The sequence below is a fragment of the Methylobacterium sp. Ger2507 genome, assembly GCF_055231875.1.
This window is the reverse complement of the sequence record NZ_JBUYVC010000001.1, coordinates 4826536-4846456: the sequence shown is the minus strand read 5'-3', so window position 1 is coordinate 4846456 and position 19921 is coordinate 4826536. Positions and strand designations below refer to the sequence as shown.

At 65.5% G+C, this 19921-nt stretch carries 16 protein-coding genes; 1 reads left to right on the top strand and 15 read right to left on the bottom strand.

Annotated elements, in window-relative coordinates; all coding sequences use genetic code 11:
• Positions 1-11: 11 nt before the first annotated feature.
• On the bottom strand, positions 12-1517 hold the full coding sequence (gene glgA / locus ACV7NL_RS22450) for a glycogen synthase GlgA (protein ID WP_463356924.1): 1506 nt from the start codon (positions 1515-1517) through the stop codon (positions 12-14).
• 948 nt (positions 1518-2465) lie between these two features.
• Between glgA and ACV7NL_RS22445 the strand changes: the two genes are divergently transcribed.
• Complete coding sequence (locus ACV7NL_RS22445) at positions 2466-4943, top strand: glycogen/starch/alpha-glucan phosphorylase (RefSeq protein ID WP_463356923.1); 2478 nt, start codon at positions 2466-2468, stop codon at positions 4941-4943.
• A gap of 144 nt (positions 4944-5087) precedes the next feature.
• Here ACV7NL_RS22445 and ACV7NL_RS22440 read toward each other — a convergent pair whose 3' ends face one another.
• From ACV7NL_RS22440 to coxB, 14 genes are all read right to left on the bottom strand, one after another.
• Positions 5088-6032 (bottom strand): ferredoxin reductase domain-containing protein, encoded by a 945-nt coding sequence (locus tag ACV7NL_RS22440; protein WP_056188389.1) that lies wholly within the window; start codon positions 6030-6032, stop codon positions 5088-5090.
• A 62-nt stretch (positions 6033-6094) separates the two neighbouring features.
• The gene (locus ACV7NL_RS22435) at positions 6095-6442 is read right to left on the bottom strand and encodes a hypothetical protein (RefSeq protein WP_056188386.1); all 348 of its coding nucleotides are present in this window, start codon (positions 6440-6442) and stop codon (positions 6095-6097) included.
• A 128-nt stretch (positions 6443-6570) separates the two neighbouring features.
• Positions 6571-9468 carry a sensor domain-containing phosphodiesterase gene (locus tag ACV7NL_RS22430; protein WP_056188383.1) on the bottom strand — a complete coding sequence of 966 codons (2898 nt, stop codon included), beginning with the start codon at positions 9466-9468 and terminating at the stop codon, positions 6571-6573.
• A 208-nt stretch (positions 9469-9676) separates the two neighbouring features.
• Complete coding sequence (locus tag ACV7NL_RS22425; RefSeq protein WP_056188381.1) at positions 9677-10972, bottom strand: M16 family metallopeptidase; 1296 nt, start codon at positions 10970-10972, stop codon at positions 9677-9679.
• Positions 10973-10978: 6 nt separating this feature from the next.
• The gene (gene thrC, locus ACV7NL_RS22420) at positions 10979-12391 is read right to left on the bottom strand and encodes a threonine synthase (protein ID WP_463356922.1); all 1413 of its coding nucleotides are present in this window, start codon (positions 12389-12391) and stop codon (positions 10979-10981) included.
• Positions 12392-12457: 66 nt separating this feature from the next.
• Entirely contained in the window at positions 12458-12874 is a 417-nt protein-coding gene (locus ACV7NL_RS22415) for a DUF4864 domain-containing protein (protein WP_247636244.1), read from the bottom strand.
• A gap of 84 nt (positions 12875-12958) precedes the next feature.
• Complete coding sequence (locus tag ACV7NL_RS22410; RefSeq protein ID WP_056188372.1) at positions 12959-13723, bottom strand: SURF1 family protein; 765 nt, start codon at positions 13721-13723, stop codon at positions 12959-12961.
• Between the two features lie 2 nt (positions 13724-13725).
• On the bottom strand, positions 13726-14094 hold the full coding sequence (locus tag ACV7NL_RS22405) for a DUF983 domain-containing protein (RefSeq protein ID WP_056188367.1): 369 nt from the start codon (positions 14092-14094) through the stop codon (positions 13726-13728).
• Between the two features lie 145 nt (positions 14095-14239).
• Positions 14240-15097, bottom strand: coding sequence for a cytochrome c oxidase subunit 3 (locus tag ACV7NL_RS22400; RefSeq protein WP_463356921.1), 858 nt, complete (start codon positions 15095-15097; stop codon positions 14240-14242).
• Positions 15098-15233: 136 nt separating this feature from the next.
• The gene (locus tag ACV7NL_RS22395; RefSeq protein WP_056188361.1) at positions 15234-15845 is read right to left on the bottom strand and encodes a cytochrome c oxidase assembly protein; all 612 of its coding nucleotides are present in this window, start codon (positions 15843-15845) and stop codon (positions 15234-15236) included.
• Between the two features lie 26 nt (positions 15846-15871).
• Positions 15872-16045, bottom strand: a complete 174-nt coding sequence (locus tag ACV7NL_RS22390; RefSeq protein WP_056188357.1) for a hypothetical protein — start codon at positions 16043-16045, stop codon at positions 15872-15874.
• The gene (locus ACV7NL_RS22385) at positions 16042-16992 is read right to left on the bottom strand and encodes a heme o synthase (RefSeq protein WP_463356920.1); all 951 of its coding nucleotides are present in this window, start codon (positions 16990-16992) and stop codon (positions 16042-16044) included. The genes ACV7NL_RS22390 and ACV7NL_RS22385 overlap by 4 nt, the downstream gene beginning before the upstream one ends.
• Before the next feature lie 165 nt (positions 16993-17157).
• A complete protein-coding gene (gene ctaD, locus ACV7NL_RS22380; RefSeq protein WP_056188350.1) occupies positions 17158-18789 on the bottom strand; it encodes a cytochrome c oxidase subunit I in 1632 nt (543 codons plus the stop codon).
• Between the two features lie 88 nt (positions 18790-18877).
• Positions 18878-19717, bottom strand: a complete 840-nt coding sequence (coxB, locus tag ACV7NL_RS22375) for a cytochrome c oxidase subunit II (RefSeq protein ID WP_056188348.1) — start codon at positions 19715-19717, stop codon at positions 18878-18880.
• Between the last annotated feature and the right edge of the window lie 204 nt (positions 19718-19921).

Here is a 19921-nt window from a genome sequence, read left to right as displayed (position 1 = left end):
ATCTGAAAGGGTCAGGCTGCGCGAAGTCGCAGGCCGACCGCGTTGCCGAATGCCCGCGCGTAGAGCGACGAGTAGTTCTGAGCGGCCTGGTCCCAGGTGAAGTCACGCGACATGGCGTGGCGCCGCATCGCGTTCAGGCGCTTCTTCTGCGCGAAGGTGTCGAAGGCGCGTCGGATCGCACCGGAAAACCCACGCGGCGACGCCTCTCCGAAGGTGAATCCCGTCACGCCGTCCTCGACCGTATCGGCGAGGCCGCCTGTTCGATGAACGATCGGAAGCGAGCCGAAGCGCTGCGCGTACATCTGAGCCAATCCGCAGGGCTCGAAGCGAGATGGCATGAGTAGAAAATCGCTGCCGGCAAACATGCGGCGCGCATCCTTTTCCGCGAAACCGACATGAACGCCGACGGATGACGGATGGCGGCGTGCCAGATCCCGCAAGGCGCCCTCGAACCGACCTTCGCCTTGACCGATGACCACCAGCTGGCCCCCTTCGGCGATGATCGACTCCGCAGCCCCCAGGCTGAGGTCGATCCCTTTCTGATGAACGAGCCGGGATACGATCGCGAAGAGCGGTCCTCGTGAGACGGCGAGCCCGAACTGACGGCGGACCGTCTCCGCATTGGCTCGCTTGCCCTTCCAGTCATCGACCTCGAAACGGGCTGCGAGATGCGGATCGGTGCGCGGATCCCAGCTCTCGTCGATGCCGTTCAGGATGCCGGCGAGGCGCCCCTGCGCCGCGCGGGTCCGCAGCAGGCCGTCGAGACCACACCCCGCTTCCGGTGTGATGATCTCCCGGGCGTAGGTCTGACTGACCGTCGTGACGTGGGAGGCGTAGTACAGGCCGGCTTTGAGGAAGGAGATCTGGCCGTAGAATTCCACCCCGTCCATCTGGAATGCGTCTTCCGGTACACCGAGGCGTGCCAAGCTTTCCCGCGGAAACACGCCCTGGTACGCCAGATTGTGGACCGTCAGGATGCTGGGCACCTGCACGCCGCCCCAAGCGAGATAGGCTGGCGCCAAAGCGGCCTGCCAATCGTTCAGATGAAGCAGGTCGGCCGCCCAGACCGGATCGATCCCACGGGCGATCTCCGCGGCGGCGAGGCTCAAGCGCGCAAAGCGAATATCGTTGTCGTCGAAGTCACCCTGCGCAGTGCCGTAAGGGGTCCCGTCGCGCTGATAGAGATCGGCGTTCAAGATCACGTAAACTTGAAGTCCGTCCCCGGTTTCGACGAGGCCGAGTTCGCAGGGGGGAACGCCGGCATGACCTGGCAGGTGGGCGACGACAGGAATGTGTTCGAACTGATCGACAACTTGACGATAGCCGGGGATCAGTACGCGGACGTCGTAATGCTTGCGGAGAGCCCTCGGAAGTGAGCCAGCAACTTCGCCAAGACCACCCGTCTTGACGAAATCGGCCATCTCTGGCGTGGCAAAAAGAATACGAGGCTGAAGATGATGGCGGGATCGGAGATAAGCGTGGGCGTCGAAGTGATCGGAGCGATCCGATAGGTTCATAAAATCGTTCCCGCGTCGAGCGGTGGGCGGGAACGGACAAGAAGAGCCCAGCATCGACGTTACCCTCGCGAACGCCCGAGAACAGCCTTTGTTCCGTTGCGTCGCACAATTCAGGCCAAGTTCAGAAGTTATTTTGAACCTGCCGATGGATTCGGAGGAATACGGGGTCTTTCCCCATCGGGTCCCCTTCGGATGGAAGCGATGCAGGCACCGGTCTTAAGAAGCGGTTCACGGTCATAGCGTGCCGCTCCGAGGTGGATCTCACGATCGTTCCCACCGTCTTTCGGCGATGCAAACGGGTTTGCGCACGCCGGCTTGATGCACTGCATCGACGATCGCCAGCGTGCTGGTTCTTGCAACCACGGTCGGGAATTCTGCCGCAAGAAAGGCCCCTGTCGGACGATCGATCCGCGTCGCTTCCGGTGCTCTGCCGTGCTGCCCGGCGCAGGCCCGCGTCCGGCACCGCTGACCTCGTTCAGACAATATTCCAACGTTGTGTCGTCTCATTCCCATGCGGACTAAGTCTTGCCGACGCAGCCGGGGTCTCGCAGTCTCGCACGTGCGGTCTGGCTGGAAGGCTGGAGATCGGCATGGGACTGGATCGGACGTCATAGGGGGGCTGGATGAGGGCATGCTCGGACAAGCCACCGTCTGCATCCTGAGGGCTCAATGTCGGCGCTGTGTCTGAACAGGTCCGGGGAACCCTAGATGGCCGGATGCGCGCGGTTCTTCTCGCGCGGTCGACGAAGTCGGGATGGATCATCGGACACCACGAAGGAACGAGGCCGCGCACAGAACGGGACGGGGAGGCGGCATGATGGCCACGGGCGTCGCGCCGAAGCATCTGTCCCCTGTGAACGGCTAAGATGGGGGGCTAGACACGTGTTGAATGACAAATTGATCCAACGGGATACTGGTGAGATCGGCGTACCGGTCGACGCCAGAGAAATGACCGGCCGAACGGAGAGGACGGGCGTCCCGGACCGCCGTTCGCCGACGGCGCGGCTTTCGGGCGATCCCGTCGCCGACCTGCGCGAGGCGATTCTCGCCAAGCTGACCTATGTCATCGGCAAGTCACCCCGGACCGCCCGCGACCGGGATTGGTTTGCGGCGACGGCCCTGGCGTTGCGTGATCGCGTCGTCGACGCGTGCATCGACGGTGAATCCAGCACCCCGAACAAGCGCGTCTATTATCTGTCGCTCGAGTTTCTCATCGGACGTCTTCTCTCCGACGCCATGAACAATCTCGGTCTCGTCGAGACAACGCGCGCGGCTTTGCGCGACCTCGGCATCGACCTCGGAAACGTGGAGGCGGCGGAGCCGGATGCCGCACTTGGCAACGGCGGTCTTGGACGCCTGGCGGCCTGCTTCATGGAAAGCATGGCGAGCCTGTCGATTCCGGCTATCGGCTACGGCATCCGCTACGATCACGGCCTCTTCCGGCAGACGTTGGAGGACGGCTGGCAGAAGGAGGCGCCCGAAACCTGGCTGGCCGAGGGAAATCCCTGGGAGTTCGCGAGGCCCGAGGCGACCTACACGATCGGATTCGGCGGCCATGTCACCATGTCGTCGATCTCCGAAGGGATGATCCGCCGCCAGTGGCATCCGGCCGAGACGGTGAGGGCCGTGGCACACGACGTGCCGGTGGTCGGATGGCGCGGCCGTCACGTCAACACCCTGCGCCTGTGGAAGGCCGAGGCCGAAACCGCCCTCGAGCTCGAGCGCTTCAACGGTGGCGACCATGTCGGTGCCGTGGCGGGTCGTGCGCGGGCCGAGGCCATCTCCCGCGTCCTGTATCCGAGCGATTCGTCCGCCGAGGGACAGGAACTGCGTCTTCGCCAGGAATACTTCTTCACCTCGGCCTCGTTGCAGGATCTCGTCCGCCGCCATGTCGTCGAGCGGGGCGACGTGCGGTCCCTCCCGGATCATGCGGCGATCCAGTTGAACGACACGCATCCGGCCATCGCCGTACCGGAGCTGATGCGCCTCCTGCTGGAGGACCATGGTCTCAACTGGGAGGACGCCTGGTACGTCACCACCCATACGCTCGGCTACACCAACCATACCCTCCTGCCCGAGGCGCTGGAGACGTGGCCGGTGGAACTGCTGGAGCGTGTCCTGCCGCGTCACATGCAGATCATCTATCTGATCAACTGGATGCATCTCGAAGAGCAGGGCAAGCAGGGCCGCGGCAGCGCCGAGCAACTGGCCGCCGTCTCCCTCATCGACGAGTCCCATGGAAAGCGTGTGCGCATGGGGCATCTCGCCTTCCTCGGCGCTCGCCGCGTAAACGGCGTTTCGGCCCTTCACACCGATCTCATGCGCACCACGGTCTTCAAGGAACTGCACGCCCTCGACACCGACAAGATCGTCAACAAGACCAACGGCATCACCTTCCGACGCTGGCTTCACAATGCCAACCCGGAGCTGACCGCGCTCGCCGTCGAAGCGCTGGGACCCGAGGTTCTCGACACGCCCGCACTCCTGTCGACGCTGGCCGATGTCGCTTCGGACGCGAATTTTCAATCGCGCTACAGCGCCATGCGCAGGGCCCGGAAGATCGCGCTCGCCCAGGTGGTCGCCGATCGCACCGGCATCGCGATCGATCCTTCGGCTCTGTTCGACGTTCAGATCAAGCGCATCCACGAATACAAGCGCCAACTCCTCAACGTGATCGAGACGGTGGCGCTCTACCAGGCCATCAAGGCCGATCCGAAGAAGGATTGGACGCCGCGTGTGAAGATCTTCGGCGGCAAGGCGGCGCCGAGCTATGTCCAGGCCAAGCTCATCATCAAGCTCGCCTGCGATGTCGCCAAGGTCGTCAACGCGGACCCGGACGTGGCCGGTCGCCTGAAGGTGGTCTTCCTGCCGAATTATTCCGTCAGCCTGGCCGAGACGATCATCCCGGCGGCGGACCTCTCGGAACAGATCTCGACGGCGGGGATGGAAGCCTCCGGCACCGGAAACATGAAGCTGGCGCTCAACGGCGCGCTCACCATCGGCACGCTGGATGGGGCGAACATCGAGATCCGCGACCATGTCGGGCCCGAGAACATCTTCATCTTCGGGCTGGATGCGGCCGGCGTGCAAGCGCGCCTCGCCGAGCCCGGCTATGCCGCTGCGGCCATCGACGCGTCACCGCGGCTCAAGGCAGCGCTCGACCTCATCGCGGGCGGGGCCTTCTCTCCCGAAGAACCCGCACGCTTCCACCCGATCGTCGAGGATCTGCGCCACAACGACCGTTACCTGGTGACCGCGGATTTCGACGATTACTGGCGGGCGCAGCGGGCCGTCGACGGAGCCTGGAGCAATCCATCGCTCTGGTGGCGGACGGCGATCCTCAACACGGCCCGGATGGCGTGGTTCTCGTCCGACCGTTCGATGCGGGAATATGCCGACGACATCTGGGGCATCCGCGTCCCTTGAGCCGCGTCCCCTGAGCCGTGTGCGTCCAGCCCTGCCACGCAGCGCTGGACGCGCAACCGCCGGATCGGCTCGTCAAACGCCACAGGGCGCATCCTTGCACGGGATGCGCCCTGTGGCGTTCAGGCTTCCGGATCGCGGCGCCGGTCAGATGCCGGCGTCGATCAGGATGGGATGACAGCGGGCGCCCATCTTGGCAGCCAGAACCTCGACCGCCCCGACCGTCGAGGCATCGCCGGCGACATGGACGACGTCCGTGCTGCGCAGCGAGGGCAGGTGCGCCGTCAGCGGACCGGGCCGCACTTCCGGGGGGCGTTGGCGGGTCCGGTCGGACACCGAAACGATCTGCGTGACTCCGGTGGCACGAAGCCAATCGAGCGCGGGGCGCATGTAGAGGTCGAGGGGATTGCGGGCACCGACGAGGAGAACGATGTCGCGGGCCGGCTCGATGTAACGAGCCGCATGCGCGATCGACCAGATCGGGCCGAAGCCGGTCTCAGCGGCCACAAGCACCAGACGTCCGCCGCCGGACCGGTAGAAGCCGCGCCCGACCGGGCCCTTGATTTTCACCGGCTGATCAAGCGCGAGGGCTTCGATCAGTTCATGCCCGAGGCCGAACCCATCCCGTTCCTGGCGGATGTGAAAAACGAGCTCGTTCAACTCGGCCGAGCCGTCGACGCGAAGGGTCGGGCTCAAGGTCACCGGGGCGAAGCCCGCGAAGGTGATCTCGACCCCGTGCCCCGGCTCCAGAGCCAGTCGGCGGGTGATCGTGACGACGACCTGGAAGGTCTGAGGACCGACGGCGGAGATCTCCGTCACGGTTCCGGCACGCTTCTGCACGGCGGCCGGTCGCGTCGGCAAGGCGAACCGTTGCGGTGGATCGATCGCGGCGGCGCGGGGCAGAGAGAGCTTGAGCGCCTCACCCCGATGCGCACGGCTCTGGGCGCGACGCGGGGCGGGGCCTGCACCCTGACCGCCGAGCCCCGGGGCAGGGGCGATCATTCCATCGGCAAGGGCTGCTTCCAGCGGCGTATCACCCGTGGATACGCGGACGGACTTGCCGTTGACGACGAGCGAACAACGGGCGCTCATGGTCGTCCTTCGTTGAGAGAAATAGAGAGGGAGAGGCTTGGCGGGGTCCGCGAACCGACGCGTCAGCGTAGTTCGGTCAGGAGATGATCGACGAGGGCCGCCCAGCGATCGCGCACGGCTTGCGCCTCCGGTGTGAGAGGCTCTGCGGCATCGATCCGGCTGATACAGGCGCGAAGCCGCTCGGCTTCGCGGCGCTCCGCGCCGAGAACCGCTTTCATCACCATGACTTCGGCCTTGAGCTGGGACGTCTCGGCGGAGGCCGAAACGCTCCTGCCCGCGGCCACGGCCGGGATGGACGTCGCAAGGGCCGGAGCGACGTCCTCGACGACGCGGATCGGACGCGCCATCAAGCGCCGAACGATGCCCGTGTCGATCTCATCGTCCACGATCCGCAACGCAGCTTGCGCCATCACGCCATCTCCTTCGGCTGGCTCATCGAGCTTCGCCGCCACTCTCTCGAGCGTGAAGGTGCCCGATCATGGTTAAAGGAGATTTAATTCGATCAGACGCATTTCGCGGAATTGAAATGCGGTTGTGATCAGGCTGCTTCTGGTGCGGCACCCAACAATTGTCGCGCCTGCAGCATCGACATCGGTTCACCGAAGGCGAAGCCTTGGGCGTATTCGCATCCGAGTTCGAACAGGACCTGTGTGTCCACTTCCGACTCGGCACCTTCTGCGACGATCGACAGGCCCAGCTCCTGTGCCATCTTGACGATCGAGCGCAGGATCGCCGTTTGCCCGGACGCGATCTGCCGCACGAACGACTGATCGATCTTGATGGTGTCGAAGGGAAAGCGCTGCAGGTAGGACAGGGCCGAGTAACCGGTGCCGAAATCATCGAGCGACAGACCGGCGCCGAGATCGTGAATCCGGTGCAGCATCTGGGCCGCGTATTCCGGGTTCTCCATCACCAGGCTTTCGGTCATCTCAAGCTTGAGCGAACCCGGGATGACACCGGACCGGGCCAGGATCGTCTTGACGTCGTGCAGCAGGTCGTGCCGCAGCAGCTGACGCGAGGACACGTTCACCGAGGCGAAGATCGGTGGCTCGACGTCGAGCGAGCGTTGCCAGGCGGCAAGTTCGAGCGCGGTCCGCTCCAGGGCGAAGATGCCGAGATTGACGATGAAGCCGCTCTCTTCGGCGATCGGCAGAAAGGTCGCCGGCGTGATGCGACCGAGTTTGGGATGGTCCCACCGCAGAAGCGTCTCGAAGCCCGCGACGGTCCGATCTTCCAGGCGCACGATCGGCTGGAACAGCACCTTCATTTCGTTGCGTTCCAGCGACCGGCGCAGATCCGCTTCCAGCATCAAACGGTCGCTGCGCTCATTTCGCATCGTGGCGCGGAAGACCTCCGTGCGATCTCCGCCGCCGCGCTTGGCCTGGATCATGGCCATCTCGGCGTTCTTGAACACCTCCTCCCGCTTGAGATTCGCCCCCCCCTCGTAGAGCGCGAGTCCTACCGACACCGTGAGGAAGATCTCCCGGTCGGCGTAGGTGATCGGTGTGGCGATCGCTTTGCGCAACATTTCGGCGAACGCCAGAATGCGATCGGGTTCGCGCTCGGACAGCAGGATCAGGGCGAACTCATCGCCCGCGACCCGCGCCAGGGTGTCTTGCGGCCGCAGCAGGCGCCCGAGCCGGCGGGAGAGCGTCAGCAGGATGGAATCGCCCGCCGAGAGACCGATCGCGTCGTTGATCGCCTTGAAGCGATCGATGTCGAGCACGATCGTGGTGGGGCGCAGGCGCGCATCCTGGCCCGCGAAGGCGAGGGCGGCATCGAGCCGGTCGTAGAACAATTCGCGGTTTGGCAGGCCCGTCAGACTGTCATGAACGGCATCATGGAGCAGCCGCTCCTCCGCGGTTTTCACCTCGGTGACGTCGCTGATGGTTCCGACGACACGGATGACCTCGCCGTCCGAGCCGATCACCGGGCGGGCTTTCAGGCGGTACCAGAAATACGGCCCGCCGGCGGAGCGGAGGCGAAAATCGTGAACGATCCGGCCGCGGCGCTCCTCAATGATCGTATCGAGGGCTGCGGAGTAGCGCTCGACATCGAACGGATGGACGAGGCCGAGCCAATTCGCGGCCGGACCTTCGAGCGTTCCGCGCTTGAGGCCGAGCTGCCCCTCCATTTCCTGCCCGGCGAAAACCCGGTCGCTCGACACATCCCAGTCGAAGACCACGTCCCCTGCGCCCGTGAGTGCGAGGGCGCGACGCTCCGTATCCGAGACGAGCGCATGCGTCAGACCACCGCCCGCGAAGGCGTGCTGCATCACCGTGAAGCCGATCAGCATGACGATGAGGACGAGGCCGCCGATCAGCGCGGGCTGGACGAGGTCACTGCCGATCTGCCCCGTAATGGCAAAGCCCGCCGCCACCACCCAGACCATGAGCAGGCACCAGGTCGGGATCAGCAGGATGGCTCGGTCATAGCCGTTATGCGCCGCGAGATAGACGATCAGCAGCAGCCCGACGCCCGCCACGGCCGCGATCGAGATGCGCGCGACGCCGGCCGCCACGGGCGGATCGAACACCGCAAGGCCGACGAGGCAGGCGAGAAACAGGAGCCAGATGATTGCCACGTGGCTGTAGCGGACATGCCAGCGGCTCAGGTTGAGGTAGGCGAACAGAAACACCAGCAGGGTCGCGCCCAGGACGGCTTCCGTCGAGGCGCGATAGACGCGCTCTGCGACCTCGGTGATGGGGAAGACGCGCTGCAGAAATCCGAAATCAATGGACGCATAGGCCAGCACGGCCCAGGCCAAGGACGCTGCAGCCGGGAAGATGATCGCGCCTTTGACGACAAAGATGATCGTGAGAAACAGAGCCAGGAGACCGGCAATGCCGATAATGATGCCCTTATAGAGCGTCAGTCCATTGGTCTTCTTGCGATAGGCTTCCTGGTCCCAAAGGTAGACCTGCGGGATGTTGGGTCCCTGAAGTTCGGCCACGTAGGTGACCGTCGCGCCGGGATCGAGCGTAATTACGAACTGGTCGGCTTCCGGGTTTTCGTCGCGTTCCGGCCGGATACCCTGACTGGCGGTGATCGCGGCGATGCGGGAGCCCCCGAGATCCGGCCAGATCACGCCCGAGCCGACGAGCCGGAAATGGGGCGCGACGAGGACCCGATCGACCTGCTCGTCGGTATCGTTGGTGAGCGCGAAGACCATCCAGTCCGGACGGGCGCCCGTGTCGCGGGCCTTCACGACGATGCGCCGAACGATGCCGTCCTTTCCGGGAGCGGTCGAGATCTGAATCAGATCGCCATCGGAGCGGTACCGCTCGATCATCGGTGTCAGATCGATCGCGGGTGCGTCGAGGGTCACCCGCACCGCCTCCACGGCGCACGCGGGCCCGCCCAGGATCAGAGCACCGAGGAGCGTCGCGACGAGAGCCGGAACGAAGGCGGCGAGGACAGAAGCGATTCTACGCAACGGGCGAGTGTTCCGGCCGGGCGAGGCATGATCGATGGAAGCAGGCGAAGGATTACGGCTCAGCTGTGCGTCCAGTCGTATCGGTGAGAACCTCGGCGAGCAAGGCGAGGAGCCGACCTGCGCGGAGACGTTCACCGTTTCCTAACCGTGACGCCATGCGGTTTCGATCGCCCGTCTTTGCGGCCAAAACAAGCCGCACGGGGCGGGCTCACCCCGCCTTCAAGGCCGCGCTGATCTGCTCGAGCCTCGGCAGCTTCTTGATCGGTCCGATCGCCGCCAGGGTCGGCGCCCCTTCGAGCAGGCGCTTGCCGGCCCTGCGCACGTCCTCGACGGTGACGGCATCGACCTTCGCGATCACTTCGCTGGCGGGGATGACGCGCCCCCAAGCCAGGATCTGGCGCGCATTGCGCTCGATGCGCCCGCCCGGCGTCTCGAGCGCGGAGAGGAGCGCGACCTTGAGCTGCGCCTTGGCGCGCGCGACCTCGACGGTGTCGGCCTCGGCAGCGGTCTTGATCGTGGTCTCGACGGTGACGTTCATCAGGTCGGCAAGATCGCCGCTGGAAGTCCCGGCGCCGATGCCGAACAGGCCGCAATCGTAGAACGACCAATGGAAGGACTGGATTTCATAGGCCAGGCCCCGCGTTTCACGCACCTCGTGCCAGAGGCGCGAGGTCAGACCGCCGCCGAGCACCTGGGCGAACATGTGGAGCGCGTAGTAATCGTCGTCGCGAAAGGAGATGCCCGGCAGTCCGAGGACGACGTTGGCCTGCTCCAGCTTCTTCTGCAGCCGCTTCTCGCCGCCGCCGTAGATTCCCGGCACGGTTTCGGGCGGCTGGCTCGCTTTCAAACCCCCGAAGTAGCGCTGGGCAGATTCGACGACCCGCTCGTGCCCGATCGCGCCGGCGGCGGCCAGCACGATCCGGTCCGGGGTGTATTCGCGCGCGAGATACGCCTCGATCGCGTTGCGGTCGAAGCTGTTGATGGTCTCGGGCGTGCCGATGATGGGACGACCCATCGGCTGATTCGGAAAGGCAGCCTCGGTGAAGGCCTCGTAGACGACGTCGTCCGGCGTGTCCTCGATCGCCGCGTATTCCTGCAAAATGACGCTCTTCTCGCGCTCCAGCTCGCCGGCATCGAACACCGAATCCGTCAGGATGTCGCCGATCACATCGAGGGCGACGCCGGCATCCTCGCCCAGCACACGCGCGGTGTAGCTCGTGCCTTCGGCGCTGGTGGCGGCGTTGATGTCGCCGCCCACATTCTCGATGTCTTCGGCGATGCGCCGGGCCGACCGTGTCTTGGTGCCCTTGAAGGCCATATGCTCGATGAGGTGGCTGAGGCCGCCCTCGTCGGCGCGCTCGTGGCGCGAGCCGGCGCCGACCCAGACCCCGAGGGTGGCGGTCGCCACGCCCGGCATCGCCTCGGTCACGACGGTGACCCCGTTCTCCAGCTTGGTGATCTTCAGGTCGGGAGAGGCGCCGTGCGTGGCGAAGTGCTGGTTCATGAGCGCTCAGGCTCCCCTGGTGATGCGGGCACGCTCGCGGATGAATGTCTCGACCGCAGCCTGATCGTTGGCCACGCGGGAGAAGCTTTCCGGGCGATCCATGAGATCGGCCAGATGCGGCGGCAGTTCCGGGCGCCGGCCACCGATCGCCTCAGCGACCGCGTCCGGAAACTTGGCCGCATGCGCGGTGGCGAGCGCTACCACCGGTGTCCGGGGATCGCTGCGGAGCAATCCGCGGGCCGCATGGACGCCGATGGCACTGTGCGGGTCGAGGACGTGGCCGGTCTCCGCATGGGTGCGGGCGATCTCGGCCTTCACGTCGGGCTCCGATACCGCCGTCGCATCGAATTCCGCGCGTACCGTCTGGAGCACACCCGGATCGAGCTGGAACCCGCCCGACTGCTTGAGACCGGCCATCAGGCGGCCCAGGCTGGACGAATCGCGCCCGAGGGCTTCGAACAGCAGGCGCTCGAAATTCGAAGAGATCTGGATGTCCATCGACGGCGAGGTGGTCGGATGAACGCCGCGGACCTCGTAAGAGCCGTGCTCCAGGGTACGGGCCAGGATATCGTTGGCGTTGGTTCCGATCATCAGGCGTTCGATGGGCAGGCCCATGCGCTTGGCGACCCATCCGGCCAGGATGTCGCCGAAATTCCCGGTCGGGACCGCGAAGGAGACCGGCCGGTGCGGCGCGCCGAGGGCGACGGCGGCGGTGAAGTAATAGACCGCCTGTGCGGCGACGCGGGCCCAATTGATCGAATTGACGCCGGACAGCCGGACCTCGTCGGCGAACTCGGCGTGCTGGAACAGCGCTTTGACGATGTTCTGGCAATCGTCGAAGTTACCGTCGATGGCGATGGCGTGGACATTGTGCGCCCCCACCGAGGTCATCTGCCGACGCTGCACCTCGGACACCCGGCCCTCGGGGAACAGGATGAAGACGTCGACCTGATCGAGGCCGCGGAAGGCCTCCACGGCAGCGCTGCCGGTATCGCCCGAGGTCGCCCCGACGATGGTCGCCCGCGCGCCGCGCGCCCGGAGCACGTGGTCCATCAGGCGTCCGAGCAGCTGCATCGCCACGTCCTTGAACGCGAGCGTCGGGCCATGGAAGAGTTCGAGCAGGAACAGGTTGTCGTCGAGCTGCACCAGCGGGCACACGGCCGGATGCCGGAAGGTGGCGTAGGAATCCTCAATCATCCGATCGAGATCCGTGTCGGCGATCTCCCCATCGATGAGCGGACGCAGCACGGTCTTGGCGGCGTCGGCATAGCGGACGCCCGCGAGACCCGCGATGGTCGGTCGGGCGATCTGCGGCCAGGTTTCCGGCACGTACAATCCGCCGTCGCGGGCGAGGCCGGCGAGCAGGGCATCGGAAAAGTTGAGGGGCGCCGCGGCGCCGCGGGTCGAAACGTGAAGCAAGGGGGCCTCCGGGAAGGCGCCCCGTCTACACGATGTCGACGGGCGTGTCGAAAGGGGCCACGGCGGTCAGGCCCGGCTGCCGGGCACTTTCAGGAGGCGGCAGCCGGTGATGCGCCACGCGCCGTCCGGCTGCTTCTCGAGACTGTACAGAGCAGCCCAGTCGACGCCGTCCTGATCCTGCAGGCTGACCCCGACGGAGAGACCGGCGTCACCCGCGTCCTCGATGCGGTCCACGCTGTAGCGCCGGGCGCGGTAGATCGCAGCGTAACCGTCCCGGACCATCGCCACGAAGGTGTCGGACGACGGGAACAGGCCTTGGATGGCGGGCGCGGCCTGGGCGTAGGCCGTGGCCGCATCGTCGCGCCGGAAGGCGTCGATCTGGCGCTCGACCGTCGCTTTCGCGGCCTCACGCGCCGCGTCGTCGGCGGCCTGCGCGAAGCGCGGCATCAGCAGGAGGACGGCTAGCAACAGGACGCAGCGCATGACCCACCCTCCGGATCGTGATCGACCCACCGGATGCTAGACCGGATCGTCGGGGCCGACGAAGCGGGTTCTGGCCCGCGCCGATCACGATCGTGCGGGCTGCGGATCTTCGTGGAGGCGCCGCCAGGCGAAGACGCCGAAGACGCCGACGAGGCATGCGGCGATGCCGAACCACGTGAAGGCGTATTGAAGATGGTTGTTCGGCAGGTCGACGCGCAGCTGCCCGCCCTTCGGCCACCCGCCCGGATTGGGCGTCGCATCGGCCTCGACCAGGTAGGGACGGGGATCGGCGATCCCGCGCGAGGCGCTGATGCCGGCGATGTCGCGATTGAACCATTCGTTGCGGACAGGGTCCGGCGCGGGAACGAACATCGTCCGCGGCTCCGAGCCGCGCAGGATGCCGGTGACGGTCGTCTCCCCCTCGATCTGTCCGGCGGCGCGGCTGGCGGGCGCCTTCAGGGCGGTCGGTACGAACCCGCGGTTGATCAGGACGGTGCCGCCCTCCGTCAAACCGAACGGCGTCAGAACGTAGTAGCCCTGCAGGGCCCGGCCCGGAACTTCGCCGGCCGCAAGGCCGTGGACCAGCGTCTCGGCCTCATGCCGGAAGGTGCCGGTGATCCGGACACGCCGGAACTCGTCCCGCGCCGGGTCCCAGATCTGAGGTCCCGGGAGGGGCGCCGGTGGCTCGACCTTCGAGCGCTCCAGGATTCGGGCGATCAGCGCCTCTTTCTCGCTCTTCCGTTCGAGCTGCCAGACGCCGAGGCCGAGGAGGATCGCGAGGCAGATCAGGGAGACGAGACCGGGCGCCAGGATGCTGCGCCAGGCACCGGGGCGGAGGGTCGAAGCCATGGCTAGCGGAAACGTCCCTGTTCGGCTTTGTTGGTATATTGCAGCGCTGCCAGGACACCTTTCAGAGGGCGCACCAGCGCGAGACTCAACCCGATCGACAGGGACCCGGCCACCAAGGCGTGAACCCAGATCGGCGGCTCGTAGGTGATCTCGAGCCAGAGGGCGAGGCCAACCACGATGATGCCGACGATCGACATGACGAAGAAGGCAGGTCCGTCCCCGGAGTTGAAGCTGCCGTAATCCAGTCCGCAGACCTCGCAGGACGGCCGGAAGGTCAGGAACCCGTCGAACATGTGCCCCTCGCCACAGCGCGGGCAGCGGCCCCGCAAGCCGACGGAAACAGGGGATGGCGTCGCCCGCGATGCGTCCAAAACTGCAACTCCTCGACCGACTGGATGCCGGTCATCACGATATGGGCAGCGGGGAGACAGCCGAAACGCCGGAGCCATGAAAAAGGGCGGCTCGCGCCGCCCCTTCAACCCAGGCATGCAGCCGGTGACCGGCTCAGGGACCGTCTTAGTGAGCCGCGTGTCCGACGCCGGCGCCCCAGACGTAGATGGACGCGAACAGGAACAGCCAAACGACATCGACGAAGTGCCAGTACCAGGCCGCAAACTCGAAGCCGAGGTGCTGACGGGTGGTGAACTGGCCGAGATAGACGCGATAGAGGCAGATCGCGAGGAAGATCGTCCCGATGATGACGTGGAAGCCGTGGAAGCCCGTCGCCATGAAGAAGGTCGACGAGTAGATGCTGCCCGAGAAGCCGAAATGCGCGTGGGCGTACTCGTAGGCCTGGCAGGCGGAGAACAGGACGCCGAGGGCGATCGTCAGCCAAAGGCCGTACTTCAGGCCCTTCCGGTCATCGTGCAACAGGGCATGGTGAGCCCAGGTGATGGTGGTGCCCGAGGTGAGCAAAATGAGCGTGTTCAGCAGCGGCAGGTGCCACGGATCGAAGGCTTCGATCCCCTTCGGCGGCCATGTGCCCCCGGTGAAGTCGATGCGCGAGGCCTGGATCGGATCGGCGGTGTAGAGGGCGGCCTCGAAATAGGCCCAGAACCAGGCGACGAAGAACATCACCTCGGAGGCGATGAACATGATCATGCCGTAGCGATGGTGCAGCTGAACCACGCGGGTGTGATCGCCGGAATTGGCCTCGTGAACGACGTCTTTCCACCAGGCGAACATGGTGTAGAGCACGCCGAGTGTGCCTGCGCCGAAAATGTAGGGACCGGGGGTGAGCGTGCCGATCTGGAGGCTCTTCATCCAGAACACGGCACCGAAGGCCATCAGGAAGCCCGAAAACGCGCCGATCAGCGGCCACGGACTCGGGGCCAGAATGTGGAAGTCGTGATTTTTGGCGTGCGCCTCGGCCATTGAACTGTTCTCCTACCCCCGACCGGAGGGCCGCTGCCGGCCCTCGATCCACTGAATGGCGATCTCGACCGGGTAGCCCCGGATTGTTGTGCCCCACCCTTAGCCAGGGTCGCGCGCTGTTGTCACGCTTGCGCGGTCAAAAATTCGACTTCGTCCCCGTGCCACCCGTTGTCGCAAGCGCGGCCGTAGGCTGGCCGTTCTTCGACGCGAAGTAGGTGTATGACAGCGTCATCTCGGAAAGATGCGCCGTGTTCGAATCCTTGCGGACCTCGGGGTCGATGTAGAACACCACTGGAAAGTCCATCGTCTCGCCGGGCTGAAGCGTCTGCTCGTTGAAGCAGAAGCACTGCACCTTGACGAAGAAACCGCCCATGAGGCCCGGCTGGACGTTGAAGGTCGCGATTCCCGTCGACGGGGTGGATCCGGTATTCTTCACCCGGAAGAACACGGTCTTGGTTTCACCGAGGCGCGCCTCGACCTTCGGCGACTCGGCCTGGAAGCGCCACGGCAGGGTCGACGACACGTTGGTGTCGAAGCGAACCACCATGCTGTCGTTAATTGCGGCCGCGGTCGGCGCGAGGCCGGTCCGGGGCGTGCCGTCGTAGCCGGTCGCCTTGCAGAACATGTCGTAGAGAGGCACCGACGCGAAGGCGAGACCGATCATGCCGAACGCGAAGCCGGCGCAGGCCACAGCCGTGATGCCGGCTCGGCGGCCGGGTCCGCGCGGCGGATGTCGGGGGTCGACCATCAGAGGCGTCTCCGTGTGTGACGCGATCAGATCGGACGGTTCAGGACCTGGGGCCCGAGCTTCGCGATCGTCAGCACGTAAAAGATGGTCACCAGCGCGAACAGGACGGCCGCGATCGCGATGGAGCGCTTGCGGCGGCGCTGTGCCTCCTCCGGCGTCAGGGGGCGGGGCGTACCGGGAAGGCCGGGTCGTTCGCTCACAGGCTCACCGCGCGGAACAATCCAAGGCTCTGCTCGGCGAGGAGGGCTGCGAACATGAGGAACAGGTGGAGGATCGAGAAGCCGAACATGCCCATGGCGGCCTTACGCTCGGGCTCGCCGTCACGGTTGCGGAACACGTGAAGGCTGAAGGCGAGCATGCCCAGGCCCCCGAGGAAGGCGGTGACCGCGTAGAGCCATCCGCCGAAGCCGAGGACGACCGGGGCGAGGCCGAGGGGGAACAGGACGGCCGAGTAGGCGATGATCTGGCGCCGGGTCGAGTCCGGGCCGGCCACGTTCGGCATCATCGGGATGCCGGCCTTGGCGTAGTCGGCGGACTTGATCAGCGCGAGCGCCCAGAAATGCGGCGGAGTCCAGATGAAGATGATCAGGAACAGCACCAGCGATTCGATGCCGATCGTGCCGGTGACGGCGGCCTGGCCGACCATCGGGGGGAGGGCGCCGGCGGCGCCGCCGATGACGATGTTCTGCGGCGTGGCCCGCTTCAGCCACATCGAATAGACGACCGCATAGAACACGATGGTGAAGGCGAGGAGCCCAGCCGCGAGCCAGTTCGACGCAAGTCCCAGCACCAGCACCGAACCCACCGACAGGACGATGCCGAACGTCAACGCCTCGTCGGGACGAATCCGGCCGTCCGGGATCGGGCGCTTGGCCGTGCGGGTCATGACCGCATCGATGTCGGCGTCCCACCACATATTGAGGCAGCCGGAAGCGCCAGCGCCGACCGCGATCATCAGGAGCGAGATCGATCCGACGACGGGCTGGATGTGGACGTTCGAGACCACCATGCCGACCAGCGCCGTGAAGATGACGAGCACCATCACGCGGGGCTTGAGCAGGGCGAAGAAGTCCGAAACTTCGCCGCCCACCGGCGACAGAACTTGCGGCTCGGCGCCAGCGGATAGGCTGTTCGACAGGCTCGTCATGGGTACCTGAAAGGGTTTCGTGCTCGGGGGGGCTTCGGATCGCGCCGTCTGGCGCCGCCCTTTGCGGGAGGTCACGGTCTCGTTCGATGGAGCGAGATCGGGGTCTCCGGGAAAGAGCGAGGACCGCTCGCGCGGCCCTCGCAATCCTTGAAGCGACTTCGTGTCTTAGTGGTGGCCCGGCTCGTCGATGATCCGGGGAAGGGTCTCGAACTGGTGGAAGGGCGGGGGAGAAGACAGCGTCCACTCCAGGGTCGTCGCACCCTCGCCCCACGGATTGTCGGCGGCGCGCTTGCTCGAACGGAGCGCCAGAACGACGCCGATGAAGAACACCACCATGCCGAGCGCGAAGATGTGCCCGCCCCAGGTGGAGACCTTGTGCCAGCCGGCGAACGCCTCCGGGTAGTCGGCGTAGCGGCGCGGCATCCCGGCGAGGCCGAGGAAGTGCATCGGGAAGAACAGGACGTTCGCGCCGATGAAGGCGAGCCAGAAGTGCAGCTTGCCGGCCCACTCGGGGATGATGTGCCCGGTCATCTTCGGGAACCAGTAGTAGACACCGGCGAAGATGATGAACACGGCACCGAGCGAGAGCACGTAGTGGAAGTGCGCCACGACGTAATAGGTGTCGTGCAGGTACTTATCGACTGCGGAGTTCGCCAGCACCACGCCGGTGACACCACCGACCGTGAAGAGGAAGATGAAGCCGACCGCCCAGTGCATCGCGGCCGTGAAGCGGATCGAGCCGCCCCACATCGTGGCGATCCACGAGAAGATCTTCACACCCGTCGGCACCGCGATCACCATGGTGGCGAAGACGAAGTACGACTGCGTCTGGAGGCTCAGACCGACCGTGTACATGTGGTGCGCCCACACGACGAAGCCGACGACGCCGATGGCGACCATGGCGTACGCCATGGCCAGGTAACCGAACACAGGCTTACGCGAGAAGGTCGAGATGATGTGGGAGACGATGCCGAAGGCCGGCAGGATCATGATGTAGACTTCGGGGTGACCGAAGAACCAGAACAGGTGCTGGTAGAGGATCGGGTCGCCACCGCCGGCCGGATCGAAGAACGTCGTGCCGAAGTTGCGGTCGGTGAGCAGCATCGTGATCGCGCCGGCAAGGACCGGGAGCGAGAGGAGCAGCAGGAAGGCGGTGACCAGCATCGACCAGGCGAAGAGCGGCATCTTGTGCAGCGTCATGCCCGGCGCGCGCATGTTCAGGATGGTGGTGATGAAGTTGATCGCGCCGAGGATCGAGCCGGCACCCGAGAGGTGCAGCGCGAAGATCGCGAAGTCGACCGACGGTCCCGGGTGGCCCGAGGTCGACAGGGGCGGGTAGACGGTCCAGCCGGTGCCGGCGCCGTTCGCGCCGGGCGCACCCTCGACGAAGAGCGAGCAGACGAGGCTCAGAAAGCCCGCCACCGTCAGCCAGAACGACACGTTGTTCATGCGCGGGAACGCCATGTCGGGCGCGCCGATCATGAGGGGCACGAACCAGTTGCCGAAGCCGCCGATCAGCGCGGGCATCACCATGAAGAACACCATGATGAGGCCGTGGCCGGTCACGAACACGTTGTAGGTGCCTGGATTGGCGAAGTACTGCAGGCCCGGCTCTTCCATCTCCATCCGGATACCGAACGAGAGGAACGCGCCCATGATGCCCGCGCAGAAGGCGAACAGCAGGTAGAGGGTGCCGATGTCCTTGTGGTTCGTCGACAGGAACCAGCGGGAGAAGAAGGACGGCATGTGGTGGTCGTGGGCATCGTGGTGCCCCGTATGTGCAGCGGCATTCGCCATGGATTGCAGACCTTAGTCCAGGTTTCTCGTGATCATCTCGAAGGAAGCGCCGGGCGCCGCTCAGGGCCCGGCCGCGCGGTCCGCGCCCTTACCGGGCGTCGGCGAACTTGGAAGGGTCGTCGATACGGGCGAACTTCGTCTTACCCTCGGCAAGCCACTTGGCGTAGGCCTCCTCGCTGACGACCTGGACGGTGATCGGCATGTAGGCATGACGCGCGCCACACAGCTCCGAGCACTGACCGTGATAGGTGCCCTCGCGCTCGGCCTTGAACCAGAACTGGTTCAGGCGGCCCGGAATGGCGTCGATCTTGAAGCCGAAGGACGGCATCGCCCAGGAATGCATCACGTCGGCGGCGGTGACCTGGATCTTCACGATCTTGTTCACCGGGACGACCATGTCGTTGTCGGTGCCGAGAAGCTTCGGCTGCTTATCCTCGTCGAGGTTGGCGTCGAAGGTGAAGCCGCCACCGTTCTCCACGGCCGGGTACTCGTAGGACCAGTACCAGGCATGGCCGATGACCTTCACCAGGACGTCGGCCTTCGGATCGGAGAGCTGGGTGCGGAGCAGGCGGAACGACGGGATCGCCACGGCCACGAGGATGAGCACCGGAACGATGGTCCAGGCCACTTCGATCATGGTGTTGTGGGTGGTCTTCGAGGGCGTCGGGTTGGCCTTCTCGCTGAACCGGAAGACGCAGTAGAGAAGCAGCCCGAGCACGAAGAGCGAGATGCCGAACGACAGCCAGTGCATGCCGTGCTCGAACGAATGGATGTCCCGTGCGTTCTCGGTGACGGCGACCTGACGGTCCATCTGCCACGGAACCGGCTGGCCGATGCCGGCAGCGAGCGAAGACGACGTAGAAACGAGGAACGCGCCGAGCGCGGCAAGCCCCCATGATGTCCGGTGTTGCGCCTGCGACGTCCGCATGTGCCTCTCTTGGCTCCCCGTGATAATGATCGCCGATGCCGCGCGTCTTGCTGGGTTTGGTCTAAATCGCAAGTGCATTTCGCGGATCGCGGGCCGTTCGCGGGTTTGAGCCCACGTCTGGCCGATTGGCGTGTCAGACCACAAGGCCGGGAGGTGTGCAACCGCAACAGCGTCGCATCACACGGCTTCTTGGACGCGACCTGC

Coding starts and splice junctions, on each gene's coding strand:
- ACV7NL_RS22385 (WP_463356920.1), bottom strand. CDS start 16,992: ATGACGAGCCTGTCGAACAGCCTATCCGCTGGCGCCGAGCCGCAAGTT.
- glgA (WP_463356924.1), bottom strand. CDS start 1,517: ATGAACCTATCGGATCGCTCCGATCACTTCGACGCCCACGCTTATCTC.
- coxB (WP_056188348.1), bottom strand. CDS start 19,717: ATGCGGACGTCGCAGGCGCAACACCGGACATCATGGGGGCTTGCCGCG.
- ACV7NL_RS22410 (WP_056188372.1), bottom strand. CDS start 13,723: ATGGCTTCGACCCTCCGCCCCGGTGCCTGGCGCAGCATCCTGGCGCCC.
- ACV7NL_RS22440 (WP_056188389.1), bottom strand. CDS start 6,032: ATGAGCGCCCGTTGTTCGCTCGTCGTCAACGGCAAGTCCGTCCGCGTA.
- ACV7NL_RS22395 (WP_056188361.1), bottom strand. CDS start 15,845: ATGGTCGACCCCCGACATCCGCCGCGCGGACCCGGCCGCCGAGCCGGC.
- ACV7NL_RS22425 (WP_056188381.1), bottom strand. CDS start 10,972: ATGAACCAGCACTTCGCCACGCACGGCGCCTCTCCCGACCTGAAGATC.
- ACV7NL_RS22400 (WP_463356921.1), bottom strand. CDS start 15,097: ATGGCCGAGGCGCACGCCAAAAATCACGACTTCCACATTCTGGCCCCG.
- ACV7NL_RS22415 (WP_247636244.1), bottom strand. CDS start 12,874: ATGCGCTGCGTCCTGTTGCTAGCCGTCCTCCTGCTGATGCCGCGCTTC.
- ACV7NL_RS22445 (WP_463356923.1), top strand. CDS start 2,466: ATGACCGGCCGAACGGAGAGGACGGGCGTCCCGGACCGCCGTTCGCCG.
- ACV7NL_RS22435 (WP_056188386.1), bottom strand. CDS start 6,442: ATGGCGCAAGCTGCGTTGCGGATCGTGGACGATGAGATCGACACGGGC.
- ctaD (WP_056188350.1), bottom strand. CDS start 18,789: ATGGCGAATGCCGCTGCACATACGGGGCACCACGATGCCCACGACCAC.